Here is a 13,087-nt window from a genome sequence, read left to right as displayed (position 1 = left end):
ACTGGCCTCCTTCAATGTGCAAAAACAAAACGGACCAGCGCCAGCGAAAGCGCGAATACATAGCCGTACGCGAAGCGGTCGATGCGCAACAGCGCGTCGCCGCGCCGCGCGCGCCAGGCACCCATCAGGCACATCATGCCGCCCGCCGCCAAAGGCGTCAGCAGCAGGTTAAACTTGCGCAGGACTTCATTGCGCACCAGATGGTCCGGCAGCAGCCAGAGCGTGATGCCGCCGGCCACCGCGCCGAAGATGGCGTAGCCAAAGCCGGCCATCCAGGGATTGGGGCGCTTGCGGAACGGCTCACCCAGCGAATGCAGGCCCAGCTCGGCCAGCGCCTCCAGCACCATCTGCAGCAGGAACTCGCCGACCACTTCGAACAGGAATTCAATCATGGGGTAAACAAGGCATGCTGGCTGGCGGTATGGAAATCGCGCCAGACACGGTTGATATCGGAATCCTCCTGCGCCGCACGCAGGCCGCAGTAAGGATAGATATCCCCCACCGCGCGCCGCGCCGCCGCCACCAGCGCCTGCGACGCTTCGCGCAGGCGGGCATCCAGCGCCGCGTCCTCCATGCCGCCCGCCGCGCCCTCGCCCGCGCCCTCGCCCGCATCCTCGCCCGCAGCCTGCGCCCAGGCCTGCTCCAGCAGAGCGTACATGCGCTCGCGTGCACCTTCCAGCGCCATGCCCGCCCGCGCCAGCGCGTCCTGCGACGTGGCCGGCGGCTGGCGCCGCGCGGCCACGATCTCCCCGGCCAGCGCCAGGAAATGCCGCGCCATGCCGGACAGGTTGGCCGCTAGCGTCACCCACGCCAGCAGCATGAACGGAAAGCGGTACAAGGCGCCCGGCGCCTTGGCGCAAGCCGGATCGATCGTGAACCCATGGCTGGCCGGCACCCAGGCCCCTTCGATGCGATAGCTGTGGGACGCCGTGCCCCGCATGCCGAAGCTGCGCCAGGTCGGCTCCACCACCACCTGCGCCGCAGGCACCACAAAGGCGCGCACTTGCGGCGCACCATCCGCGCCCGGCAGCGGCTGGCCGCCCTCGCGCACGATGGCATTCAGGGTAAAGTGGGTCGCCATTGGCGCACCGCTCGCAATATCCCAACGTCCGGTGATACGGTAACCATCGCCCTCGCGATCGGCAAACCCCGTCGGCGCGCCGCTGCCCGCCAGGCAGACCTCAGGCGTGCCGATGATCGCACGCGCCGTATCCGGCGCCAGGAAGCCGGCAAACCAGCCCGCGCCGGCACACAGCGTCACGACCCACCCCATGCTGCCATCCGCCTCCGCAATGGCTTCCTCCAGCCGCACCGCTTGCGGCAGCGGCAGCTCCGCCCCGCCACTGGCGCGCGGTGCCAGCATCTTGAGCCAGCCCCGTTCATGGATCAGCGCCCGCTGCGCGGGCAACAGGAAACCAGCCTGCTCGGCGCCAGCCGCACTGGCGCGAATTACTTGTACATCAACGTCCATATTGCTCCTGGATCAGAATCGACGGCATTCTACCTCCGGAAACGTAAGCGCCGCGATTAAGCCGGCGTTTCAACTGCGGACTTGACCTGATCCCGCAGCAGAGCAACTTGCTCCGTCTCATCGGCGATAAGACTTTCGAGTGCCGCAAGCGTCGCCAGGCACGCGAGATCGTGGCCCTGCCTTCCGATAGGCCGATGACGAGACCACTTGGCGTTATAGATCCAGCTGCGTAGTTCTACGGCCAGCCGCTCCCGCAGCGGCGAATCGGATGGCAAGTCGCGCGCCACAGTCGCAATAGCTTCCAACCAGTTCCACTTGTGGCTTCGCGCTACTGACATCAAATCAAGCGTAGTTGTGCTCTTGCCGAAAAGCCGGTAAATATCTGAGAACGCAACATATGCACCATGGCGCTCCATCGCGGTACGCGCAAACTTGCGGACCGAGACCGATTCGTCAGCGAGAGCCTGCAGCACTAACGCGTCCTTCTCACCTGCCGCCAGTTTGAACCAGGCCGCATATGCAGCTGTTCGGAGGCGCACCGCTTCGCTGCGTGCAAATGCCTTAATCAGATCCAAATCGTCCTTGCAGTCCAGTCCAGCCAGGGACAATATCGCAATGCGCTTGCCGGGCGGGGGCGTACTCGTATCAAGCAAAACCCCGCGATAGGCGCCAGCCACGTCAAACCCGTCACCACGTAGACGGGCGATCGCAAGCCCCCTCACTGTGGCATGCGGATCAAACAAGTATTTCTGTGCAAGGAGCGCCCCATCAGCACCCTGCAAGAGCTTTTGCAGGGCAATGCGTCGGACCGAACCGAAACACGAAGCCATGGCCGACTTCAGGACTGTGGCCGCATGTCCGGCATCGAGCTGATACGCCATCTCGACGCTGCGCAGGGCAAGCAGAATGTCATCGCGAGAGGCTACGCAGAGCGTCAGCAATCGCGTCAACGGTACGCCCGGCTGCTTACGCAGGAGTTCAAAACAGGCGCGCGCCTGCTTGCGCGACCCACTGCTCAAGCCCTGCCAAAGCGCCTGTTCGCCAACTGCGGACAGCCAGTTTCTTTCAAATTCCGCAATCCACACTTCATGGTCGACTCGGCCCGCATTACGCAATTCTCCGACCATATACAAGGTTGCGAGTTGCGCATCCCTGCCAGCCTCAGGCAGCAGTTCCAGCACAGCATTCTGCGCCGCCTCGCGCACCTGCGGCACCCAGTCGTTCAGGCGCGTTGCGGCCAACGTCAGAGATTGCGGCAGACGCAGCTCAGCACACCGCTCTACCGCAGCCTGACGGAAGTACCCCGAGTAGTCGCGCAGGGCTTCCTCCAACGCCCGTGCGTCAGTCCAGGCAGGCGCCGTCCGCGCCGCTTCCTCCGCCAGCGACGTTTCGATCGTCCTCCGCGTCGCCGGTTCCGCTGGATTGCGTCCCCTGGAAGGCACTGCGACGCTGGCAAACAGCCTTCTCAGGAACGCAAGCACTACGCCTCCCCTTTTAGGTCGCCGACAAGGCCAGCACGACCAGCGCGTACATGGTCAGTACAATGAAGGACATGATCAGCAGCATGCAGGTGCGCCAGAAGGCGCCGAAACGCGACAGCGCGTAGGTGCCGCGCAGCTGCAGGAACATATGCACTGGCGGTACGAAGGCGAACAGGCTGGCGGCCCAGCCGCCGAACTCGAAATAGCTCAGGGTCGCGACCACGGTGAACAGCAGCGACATGAACGACAGCGAGTACAGCGAGAACACGGCATGGTCATACATGCTGATGCCGCGGCGCCAGAAGAACATCAGCCACAGGAAGGGCATGGAGATCGGCACCAGCAGGAAGGAGTACTTGTAGGCGGCGTTCTTCAGCTTGTATTTCGCGAGCTCCGGGTTTTCGACGGCGTGCTTAACGGCTTTGTTGATCCAGGCGATATCGGAGTAGGTGGTGCCCTTCTCTCCCACCTTACCTGATTCAGGCGTGACCTCGAGTTCAGCTTCACGCAGGATCTCTTCGACCAGGCCTGGCGTCGTGGCCGCCTTGACTGCATTGGCCGCCACCTCCGCCTTCTTCGCGTTGTCGAGCGGCTCGGCCTCCTTCTTCGCATCGGGCTTCAAGCTCTCCGTGAACTTGGTGGTGCCGGACATGGCAACTTTGCCTGCCGACATTGCACTGTGCAGGCCATCGAGCTTCTTCTGCGCCTCGGCCAGCTTGCGCTTGAACTTCGCCTCTTGCGGCGAGCCCGGCGCGGCTTGCTTCAGTTCCTCCTCAAATTCGGCGATCAACGCTTTCTGGTCGGCGATCTTGTCATTCATCTTCTCCTCGAATTTCGCCTTGCCGTCGTTGCCATCGGTGACGGTGGTCGGGCCCGAGCTGGTGCCCATGGTCAGCGAGAAGACGAAGAACATGAAGAACATCATGAACAGGAACAGCGCCAGCGGCGATACGAAGCGGGTGCGCTGGCCGTCGATGTAGCGGCGCGTCAGCTCGCCCGGGCGCGCCACCAGCAGCGGCAGGGTGCGCCAGCCCTTGGTATCGAAGTGCAGCAGGCCGTGGATCAGCTCTTCGCCCAGATGCAGCACGGACTTGTGCAGGTGGCCCTTCTGTCCGCAATGGCCACAGTAGTTGCCATTGACAGGCGTGCCGCAATTGGCGCACGGCGCGCTGTGGGCGTGTTCACCGCCCCGCCCTGCATTGCCTTCCACTTCCTTGGCCACCAGGCCCGCGGTGAGCAAGTCACCGGCTGCTTCTACTTCGAGTCCCATGCGTTCTTCCCCTTATCGTTATATATGTATGATGCTGCTTACTGTTTGCCCACCAGCGCGGTGCCGGCCAGGAAGTCGTGCGGCGCACGGCGTCGCTTGTTGGCCAGCAGGACCACCAGGCTGCCCCAGATCCATACCTGCATCAGGATCGTTCCCACGTTCATCCAGGCAGGGCCCGTGTTACTCAGCATTTCCGAACGCGCCATGAAACCCAAGGACAGGTAGTCGGCGTCGTTCATGGCCAGCGCGGCCAGCGCCATCCCGGCAGTGGTGGTCAGCGCCAGCGCCTGGATGACGACCGCGCGCAGGAACGCCGCTTTCACAGTAACCGGTGCGCCGTCGGCCATCTGGATGCGCAGTTTCATCGCCAGCTTGCCCGGTGTGCCGCCGTAACGCCGCACCAGGTAGACGGAATAGAACAATCCAAGCAGCACGCTGGGCACGATCCACCAGGCGTAGAAGTGGCGCGACACGGTGGCGCCCCAGTAGGTAAAGCCGACCACGGGCAGCATGATGAGCGTGTCGACCAGGTGGGCGCCGACGCGGCGCCAGAAGCCGGCAGGTTGCAGGCCGTCCTCGCTGGGCGCGGGATTGGCGCCGGCGAGGTCGGAGGTCGGGGCTTGGTAAGGGTTGTGCATGGTCGTGATTGTGGTTCTTAAAAGCAAGAAAGATAACACACCATTAGCAAAAAAACAGCGGCAGCTCAGGCCAGGCGCGGCAAGTTCGCCGCCGAGGCGGGATCGCGCAGGAAGTCGCACAGCATGTCGGCATACACGCCGACGTCGGTCTTGTGCAGGTAGGCCAGCGCGAAATAGTCGGCCAGCACTTCGGCCTGCGCCTCCATATTGAAGTCGCACAGACGCAGCTCGGGCGACACCTCGTAGTCGTAGGACAGGCCGAGACGGAGGGCGCCGCGCCACATGACGGGGTAGCCGAGCTGGTGCTGCCAGACGTGGGCCATCTCGTGCATGAACCAGTGCTGTTCGCGCCCGCTGGCGGTCGAAAAGTCATCGCGGTAGCGCGAGGCGTGGAAATACAGTTCGCCGTTGGGCGTGATGCAGACGTCTTTGCGCTGCAGGAAGGGAATGAAGCGGGTGTTGTGGACGCGCACCCGCTTGTAGTCGATCGCGCTGCCGAACACTTGCCGGGCCAGCGCGATCTCGCCCGACGTCAGTGGCCGGGCGATGATTTCCATCAGGCGCGCAGCGCGCTGGCCGCCTTGGCGATGGCGGTGATGCGGTCCCAGTCGCCGGCCTGCATGGCGTCTTTTGGCGTGAGCCACGATCCGCCCACGCAGGCCACGTTCTTCAGCGACAGGAAGGCGGGCGCGGTATCCTGCGAAATGCCGCCGGTCGGGCAGAACATCACGTCCGGCAGCGGGCCGCCAATCGCGTTCAGCATGCCGACGCCGCCCGCCGGCACGGCCGGGAACAGCTTGAGCTGCTTGAAGCCTTGCTCGCGCGCCTTCATCACTTCCGACGGCGTCATCACGCCTGGCAGCAGCGGCAGGCCGCTCGACTTGGCGGCGCCGATCAGGGCGTCGGTCAGGCCCGGCGAGACGCCGAACACGGCGCCGGCGTCGCGCGCGGCGGCAAATTCCTCGGGCTGGGTCAGCGTGCCGACGCCGACGATGGCGCCTTCCACCGCGCTCATGGCGCGGATCGCGCCCAGGCCGTGCTTGGTGCGCAGTGTCACCTCCAGCACGCGGATGCCGCCCGCCACCAGGGCTTTAGCCAGCGGCACGGCATGGTCAGGGTCGTCGATCGCGATCACCGGGATCACGGCGGAAGTGCGCATAATGTCGAGCAGGGTCATATCAGGCTTTCTTGGCAAGGAAATCTTCATCGGAACCGGGCACGGTGTTGCCCACATTGTCTTCGCCGTGCAGCGGCACGGTGGTCTGGATCGGCGACGGCAGAGGGAACATGGTGGCGCCCTGCTCGGCCGCGCATACGCTGCTGCGGAACGAGGAGAACAGCTCGCGCCCCATGCCGATCTGGTTCGGCGACAGGTCGGCCTGCGCCATCGAGCGGCCGTGCCAGACGTCGGACGAGACCAGCGCTTCCAGCGTGCCGCTGGCGGCGTCCAGGCGGATGATGTCGCCGTCGCGCACCAGGCCCAGCGGGCCGCCGGCCAGGATTTCCGGCGAGACGTGGATGGCTGCAGGCACCTTGCCCGAAGCGCCGGACATGCGGCCGTCGGTCACCAGCGCCACCTTGCGGCCGGCGTCCTGCAGGTTGGCCAGTGCCGGGGTCAGCGCGTGCAGCTCCGGCATGCCGTTGGCTTTCGGGCCCTGGAAGCGGATCACGGCGACGAAGTCGCGATCCAGCTTGCCGGCCTTGTAGGCAGCCATGAAGGCTTCCTGCGAGTCGAAGACCAGGGCCGGCGCTTCCACCACGCGGTGCTCTTCCTTGACGGCCGAGACCTTCATGATGGCGCGTCCCAGGTTGCCCTGCACCAGCACCATGCCGCCATCTTTCGAGAACGGCTCGGCGGCGCCGCGCAGCACCTTCTCGTCCGCGCTCTTGAGCGGAGCTTCCTTGAACACTACGCCGCTCGCATCGTCGTTCAGGAACGGCTCGGCGCAGTGCTTGCGCAGGCCCTTGCCCAGGATGGTATTGACGTCGTCGTGCAGCAGGCCGGCGTCGAGCAGCTCGCGGATCACGAAACCGGTGCCGCCAGCGGCGTGGAAGTGGTTCACATCGGCGTCGCCGTTCGGGTAGATGCGGCACAGCAGCGGCACCACGGCCGACAGCTCGTTGAAGTCGTCCCAGTCGATCACGATGCCGGCCGCCTTGGCGATCGCCACCAGGTGCAGGGTGTGGTTGGTGGAGCCGCCGGTGGCCAGCAGGCCGACCACGGCGTTGATGATGGACTTCTCGTCGACGATATGGCCGACCGGGATGTACTCTGCGCCCATCTCGGTGATCTGGGCCGCGCGCTGGGCGGCGGCGGCGGTCAGCGCGTCGCGCAGCGGGGTGCCCGGATTGATGAAGGCGGCGCCCGGCAGGTGCAGGCCCATGATCTCCATCAGCAGCTGGTTGGAGTTGGCAGTGCCGTAGAAGGTGCAGGTGCCGGCGCCATGGTAGGACTGCGCCTCGCCTTCCAGCAGCTCGTCGCGCGTGGCTTTGCCCTGCGCGTAACGCTGGCGGATTGCCGCTTTCTCCTTATTCGACAGGCCGGAAGTCATCGGCCCGGCCGGCACGAACACCGCCGGCAGGTGGCCGAAGTGCAGCGCGCCGATCAGCAGGCCGGGCACGATCTTGTCGCACACGCCCAGGTACAGCACGGAGTCGAACATATTGTGCGACAGGCCGATGGCGGTCGACATGGCGATCGCGTCGCGCGAGAACAGCGACAGCTCCATGCCCGGCTGGCCCTGGGTCACGCCGTCGCACATGGCCGGGGTGCCGCCGGCGAACTGCGCCACCGCGCCCACCTTGCGCACCGCATCCTTGATGATGGCGGGGAAGGCTTCGAACGGCTGGTGCGCCGACAGCATGTCGTTATAGGCGGAGATGATGGCGACCGAAGGCTGCTTCACCTCTTTCAGGATCAGCTTATCGTTCGCCGGGAACGCTGCAAAGCCGTGCGCCAGGTTGGTACAGGACAGGGTGCCGCGCTGGGTGCGGCCTTTGACACGGGCCGCTTCGAGGTGCGCCAGGTAGGCGCCGCGGGAGACGCGGCTGCGCTGGGTGACGCGCGCGGTGACTTTTTCCAGGACTGGATGCAACGGCATGATCGTTCCTTTTCAGTGAATTTCCGGAAATTTTACTACAAAATTTCCAACCGCGAGCGCCTCCATCGCGTCAAATCGCGCCCACAAGCCCCTTGATTCGCCGATATGAGAAAAGATTTGTAGTGAATTTACCTGTTTTTGCGGTATAGTTAAGCACTACGATTCAACTTCACTGGACATTATGCGCTTGCCCGCCCTGACCTCCACTGCTGCCTACCAAGCCCTTGAAACCCACGCCCACGACGCCCGCGAATGGCAAATGCGCCAGCTGTTCCAGAAGGACCCCGGCCGTTTCCCGCGCATGACCGTCGATGCCGCCGGCCTGTTCCTCGACTATTCGAAGAACCGCGCCGACGACGAAACCATCAAGCTGCTGGTGCACCTGGCGCGCACGCGCGGCGTAGCCGAGCAGCGCGACGCCATGTTCGCCGGCGAGAAAATCAATATTACCGAACGCCGCAGCGTGCTGCACACCGCCCTGCGTATGCCGCGCGGCAAGGAATTGAAGGTGGACGGCCAGGACGTGAACGCCGACGTGCACGCGGTGCTGGACCGCATCAAGGTGTTCACCGACAAGGTGCGCAACGGCGGCTGGCTGGGGCACACCGGCAAGCCAATCACCGACGTGGTAAACATCGGCATCGGCGGCTCCGACCTGGGCCCGAAGATGGCCGTGCTGGCCCTGCGCTCCTTCTGCCACCCGCGCCTGAAGATGCACTTTGTCTCCAACGTGGACGGGCACGATATGGATGCGGTGCTGGGCCAGGTCAATCCCGAGACCACGCTGTTCATCGTCGCCTCCAAGACCTTCACCACCGCCGAAACCATGCTCAACGCGCAGACCGCGCGCAACTGGTTCCTGGGCCGCGCGCGCGAAGCCGACCTGCCGCGCCACTTCGTCGCCGTCTCCACCAATACCGACGCGGTGCGCGCCTTCGGCATCGACCCGGAAAACATGTTCCCATTCTGGGACTGGGTCGGCGGCCGCTATTCCGTGTGGTCGGCGATCGGCCTGTCGGTCGCGCTGGCGATCGGTTTCGGCTACTTCCAGGCCTTCCTGGAAGGCGCGCACGCCATGGACGAGCACTTCCGCGAAGCGCCGCTGGAAGCCAATATGCCGGTGCTGCTGGCCTTGATCGGCTTCTGGAACCGCCAGTTCCTGGGCGCCGGCTCGCTCTCGATTGCGCCCTACCACCAGGACCTGAACCGCTTCCCGGCCTACCTGCAGCAGCTCGATATGGAAAGCAACGGCAAGCGCGTGACCAAGACCGGCCAGCCGGTCGATACCGCCACCTGCCCGGTGGTGTGGGGCGAATGCGGCACCAACGCGCAGCATGCCTACTTCCAGCTGCTGCACCAGGGCACCGACCCGACCCCGATCGACTTCATCGCCGCCCTGCGCGCCACGCACGACCTGCCGGGCCACCACGATGCCCTGCTGGCCAACTGCTTCGCCCAGTCGGAAGCCTTCATGAAGGGCAAGACCGAGGAGGAAGTGCGCGCCGAGCTGAAAGGCGCCGGCCTGTCGGCAGCGGAAGTCGAAGAGCTGGTACCGCACAAGACCTTCCCCGGCAACCGCCCGTCCAACACCATCCTGATGGACCAGCTGACGCCGGCCACCCTGGGCGCGCTGATCGCGCTGTACGAGCACAAGACCTTCGTGCAAGGCGTGATCTGGAACATCGCCAGCTTCGACCAGTGGGGCGTGGAGCTGGGCAAGGTGCTGGCCAAAAAAATCCAGTCCGAACTGGGCGGCAAGGTCGATCCCGAATCGCACGACAGCTCGACCAACGGCCTGATCGTCATGGCCAAAGCGGCGCAGATCCAATGAGCAGCTACGAAATCAAGGCCGCCTGCGACGCCACCATGACCGTGGGCGAAAGCCCGCTGTGGGCCCCGGACGAGAAAGCCCTGTACTGGGTCGATATCGAGGGCTTTGCCATCCACCGCCTGTGCACCGCCAGCGGCCGGCACGAGCAGTGGAAGGTGGACAGCGAAGCCTCCGCGCTGGCGCGCGCCGCGCGCGGCGGCCTGATGGTGGCCCAGCGCCGCGGCTTCTCCCACTTCAACCCCGACACCGGCGAGATCAAGCTGGTGGCCGAAGCGCCGTTCGACCAGGCCACCACCCGCTTCAACGACGGCAAGTGCGACGCGGCGGGCCGCTTCTGGTGCGGCACCATCTACGAGCCGCGCGACAAACCGGCCGCCGAAATGTACGTGCTGGAGCGCGGCCAGGTGCGCAAGGTCTGGTCGGGCGGCATGGTCAATTCCAACGGGCTGGCATTCAGCCCGGACAACAAGACCATGTTCCATGCCGAGACGGCCAGCCACCGCGTCACGCGCTTCGCCTTCGACCTGCTGTCCGGCACCGTGAGCGACGAGCGCGACGTGCGCCGCTTCAGTACCGACAAGTCGGCAGCCGACTACGGCGGCCGGCCGGACGGCGCGGCGGTGGACAGCGAAGGCAATTACTGGGTCGCCATGTTCGAGGGCGGCCGCATCCTCAAGCTCTCGCCGCAGGGCGACCAGCTCGACGAAATCCGCCTGCCGGTGCGTTGCCCGACCATGGTGGCGTTCGGCGGCCCGGACCTGCGCACCCTGTACATCACCACCGCCGGCAAGCGCCCGGCGGAAGAACTGGCAGCCATGCCCCTGAGCGGCAAGGTGCTGTCGGTACGCGTGCCCGTCGCGGGCCGCATCGAACCTGCATATGTAGACTAACCTTTATTGAAGAAGATTATGGCTCTCTCTGATTTCGACCTGGTTCTGTTTGGCGGTAGCGGCGACCTCGCAATGCGCAAATTGCTGCCTGCCATGTTCAGCCGCGATGTAAGCGGCGACCTACCGCCGACCGCGCGCATCGTCTGCGTCGGCCGCCAGGAAAGCACCCAGGAAGAGTTCATCAATATGGTGAGCACCACCTCGCGCCCGCACATCAAATCCGCCAAGGCCACCGACGAGAACTGGAACCGCTTCATCGCCCGCATCACCTACGTGGCGCTGGACGCCACCGACGTTGCGACCTACCAGGGCCTGGTCGAGGCGCTGCGCAATGATGAAGGCGTGACCCGCGTCTACTACCTGGCCACCCCGCCGGCACTGTTCTCGCGCATCTGCGACAACCTGAAGGACAAGGGCCTGGCCACCGCCAACTCGCGCGTGGTGCTGGAAAAGCCGCTCGGCCGCGACCTGGCCTCGGCCAAGCAGATCAACAAGGAAGTGGGCAAGGTGTTCGAGGAACACCAGATCTACCGGATCGACCACTACCTCGGCAAGGAGACGGTGCAGAACCTGCTGGCCCTGCGCTTCGGCAACATCCTGTTCGAACCGCTGTGGCGCCGCGAATGGATCTCCGACGTGCAGATCACCATCGCCGAGAAGCTGGGCGTGGGCAACCGCATCGGCTACTACGACACCTCCGGCGCACTGCGCGATATGCTGCAGAACCACCTGCTGCAGCTGCTGTGTATCGTCGCCATGGAACCGCCGACCTCGATCGCGCCGGACGCCGTGCGCGACTCCAAGCTGCAGGTGCTGCGCTCCCTGAAGCGCTTCACCCCGACCACGCTGGCGCAGAACATCGTGCGCGGCCAGTACCGCGCCGGCCACGTGGAAGGCAAGGCCGTGCCGAGCTACCGCGACGAGCCGGAAGCGCCGCAGAACTCGAAGACCGAAACCTTCGTCGCCATGAAGGTGGAGATCGACACCTGGCGCTGGGCCGGCGTGCCGTTCTACCTGCGCACCGGCAAGCGCATGGCCGACTCGCTGGCCGAGATCGTGGTGCGCTTCAAGCAGATCCCGCACTCCATCTTCAACCAGCCGACCTCCAGCTTCCAGCCGAATTCGCTGGTGATCCGCCTGCAGCCGGACGAAGGCCTGCGCATGAACCTGATGGCCAAGACCCCGGGTGAAGGCATGCGCCTGAAACCGGCCGAGCTGGAACTGGACTTCCGCGAAACCTTCAAGATGCCGCGCATGGACGCCTACGAGCGCCTGCTGCTGGACGTGCTGCGCGGCCAACTGACCCTGTTCATGCGCGGCGACGAGCTGGAAGCCGCATGGGAATGGGTCGAACCGATCCTGAACAACTGGGAACAGGACGACTCGGCGCCGCTGCCGTACGCCTCCGGCACCTGGGGCCCGGCCGCCGCCAGTGCCCTGATCGGGCGCGACGGGCTACAATGGCGCGAAGAAGCACTCCCTGAAGACTAATGCTGCTCGACTCCATCCGCACCCAGCTCGACTCGCTCTCCAAATCGGAGCGCAAGGTCGCGCTGGCGGTGCTTGAAAATCCGGCCCGCACCGTGGGCGCCAACATCACCGCCCTGGCCAAGAGCGCGCAGGTGTCGGAACCGACCGTGGTGCGCTTCTGCCGCACGCTCGGCTACGACGGCTGGCACGAATTCAAGCTGAAGCTGGCGCAAGGCCTGGCGCTGGCCCTGCCCGGCCTGAACGACCAGCCGGCGCAGGACGACCTGGCGGCCGACCTGGTGAACAAGATCTGCAGCCGCTCCATCAACACCCTGCTCGACCTGCGCAACAACCTCAATGCCGAGCCGGTGCAAAAGGCGCTCGATATCCTGTCGCGCGCGCGCAAGATCGAGTTTTACGGCCACGGCACGTCCGGCATCGTGGCGGCGGACGCGCAGCACAAGTTCTTCCGCTCCGGCGTGCCCACGGTCGCCTATGCCGACCCGGCCATCCACAGCATTTCCGCCGCCCTGCTGCACGAAGGCGACGCCGTGGTCGCGATTTCCCAGCGCGGCAACAGCCCCGCCCTGGTGCGCTCGGCCAAGCTGGCCAAGGAAGGCGGCGCCGACGTGATCGTGCTCGCCCCCTCCGGCACCCCGCTGGCGGAAGCGGCCACGGTCCTGATCCCGATCGACCTGATTTTCAACACCGACCCCTACACCCCGATTTCCGCCCGCCTCGCCTACCTGGTGGTGATTGACGTGCTGGCGGTCGGCCTCGCGCTCAAGCGCGGCCCCGAATTCCGCAAAAAGATGCAGAACGCCCAGAAGGCCCTGCAGGAATTCGACATGCAGTTCGACTCCTTCATCGGCTAAAAATTCGGGGTCAGGTCTGACAATCGGACACGAGCTGGGCCGTAGGCGCAGCCTACGGCC

12 protein-coding genes are annotated in these 13,087 nt (G+C 65.1%); 4 read left to right on the top strand and 8 right to left on the bottom strand.

Annotation, left to right across the window (positions count from 1 at the left end; translation table 11 throughout):
* Positions 1 to 11: 11 nt before the first annotated feature.
* From ACE3TQ_RS19975 to edd, 8 genes are all read right to left on the bottom strand, one after another.
* Entirely contained in the window at positions 12 to 392 is a 381-nt protein-coding gene (locus tag ACE3TQ_RS19975; RefSeq protein ID WP_374584250.1) for a hypothetical protein, read from the bottom strand.
* On the bottom strand, positions 389 to 1,471 hold the full coding sequence (locus tag ACE3TQ_RS19970) for an acyl-CoA dehydrogenase (RefSeq protein WP_374584248.1): 1,083 nt from the start codon (positions 1,469 to 1,471) through the stop codon (positions 389 to 391). The genes ACE3TQ_RS19975 and ACE3TQ_RS19970 overlap by 4 nt, the downstream gene beginning before the upstream one ends.
* A 56-nt stretch (positions 1,472 to 1,527) precedes the next feature.
* The gene (locus tag ACE3TQ_RS19965; protein WP_374584246.1) at positions 1,528 to 2,952 is read right to left on the bottom strand and encodes a hypothetical protein; all 1,425 of its coding nucleotides are present in this window, start codon (positions 2,950 to 2,952) and stop codon (positions 1,528 to 1,530) included.
* 13 nt (positions 2,953 to 2,965) lie between these two features.
* Positions 2,966 to 4,222 (bottom strand): DUF3667 domain-containing protein, encoded by a 1,257-nt coding sequence (locus tag ACE3TQ_RS19960; protein WP_374584244.1) that lies wholly within the window; start codon positions 4,220 to 4,222, stop codon positions 2,966 to 2,968.
* A gap of 38 nt (positions 4,223 to 4,260) precedes the next feature.
* The gene (locus ACE3TQ_RS19955; RefSeq protein ID WP_374584242.1) at positions 4,261 to 4,860 is read right to left on the bottom strand and encodes an RDD family protein; all 600 of its coding nucleotides are present in this window, start codon (positions 4,858 to 4,860) and stop codon (positions 4,261 to 4,263) included.
* Positions 4,861 to 4,925: 65 nt separating this feature from the next.
* Positions 4,926 to 5,417: a Rhs element Vgr protein gene (locus ACE3TQ_RS19950; RefSeq protein WP_374584240.1), complete on the bottom strand. Its 492-nt coding sequence runs from the start codon at positions 5,415 to 5,417 to the stop codon at positions 4,926 to 4,928.
* Complete coding sequence (gene eda / locus ACE3TQ_RS19945) at positions 5,417 to 6,037, bottom strand: bifunctional 4-hydroxy-2-oxoglutarate aldolase/2-dehydro-3-deoxy-phosphogluconate aldolase (RefSeq protein WP_374584238.1); 621 nt, start codon at positions 6,035 to 6,037, stop codon at positions 5,417 to 5,419. Before eda ends, ACE3TQ_RS19950 begins: the two co-directional genes overlap by 1 nt.
* Position 6,038: 1 nt before the next feature.
* Positions 6,039 to 7,961 carry a phosphogluconate dehydratase gene (gene edd / locus ACE3TQ_RS19940; RefSeq protein ID WP_374584236.1) on the bottom strand — a complete coding sequence of 641 codons (1,923 nt, stop codon included), beginning with the start codon at positions 7,959 to 7,961 and terminating at the stop codon, positions 6,039 to 6,041.
* A gap of 181 nt (positions 7,962 to 8,142) precedes the next feature.
* Here edd and pgi point away from each other — a divergent pair, with 181 nt between their 5' ends.
* Genes pgi through ACE3TQ_RS19920 form a run of 4 tightly spaced genes read left to right on the top strand, consistent with a single transcriptional unit; the run spans position 8,143 to position 13,027 of the window.
* Positions 8,143 to 9,792, top strand: a complete 1,650-nt coding sequence (pgi, locus tag ACE3TQ_RS19935) for a glucose-6-phosphate isomerase (RefSeq protein WP_374584234.1) — start codon at positions 8,143 to 8,145, stop codon at positions 9,790 to 9,792.
* Positions 9,789 to 10,682, top strand: coding sequence for an SMP-30/gluconolactonase/LRE family protein (locus tag ACE3TQ_RS19930; RefSeq protein WP_374584232.1), 894 nt, complete (start codon positions 9,789 to 9,791; stop codon positions 10,680 to 10,682). Before pgi ends, ACE3TQ_RS19930 begins: the two co-directional genes overlap by 4 nt.
* Before the next feature lie 18 nt (positions 10,683 to 10,700).
* A complete protein-coding gene (gene zwf / locus ACE3TQ_RS19925; protein WP_374584230.1) occupies positions 10,701 to 12,173 on the top strand; it encodes a glucose-6-phosphate dehydrogenase in 1,473 nt (490 codons plus the stop codon).
* Positions 12,173 to 13,027: an SIS domain-containing protein gene (locus ACE3TQ_RS19920; RefSeq protein WP_374584228.1), complete on the top strand. Its 855-nt coding sequence runs from the start codon at positions 12,173 to 12,175 to the stop codon at positions 13,025 to 13,027. Before zwf ends, ACE3TQ_RS19920 begins: the two co-directional genes overlap by 1 nt.
* Positions 13,028 to 13,087 lie beyond the last annotated feature (60 nt).

The organism is Pseudoduganella sp. (genome assembly GCF_041914865.1).
In the GTDB taxonomy this organism is placed as follows: domain Bacteria; phylum Pseudomonadota; class Gammaproteobacteria; order Burkholderiales; family Burkholderiaceae_D; genus Rugamonas.
Note: the sequence above shows the minus strand (reverse complement) of the source record. Positions and strands in the feature narration are given on the sequence as shown.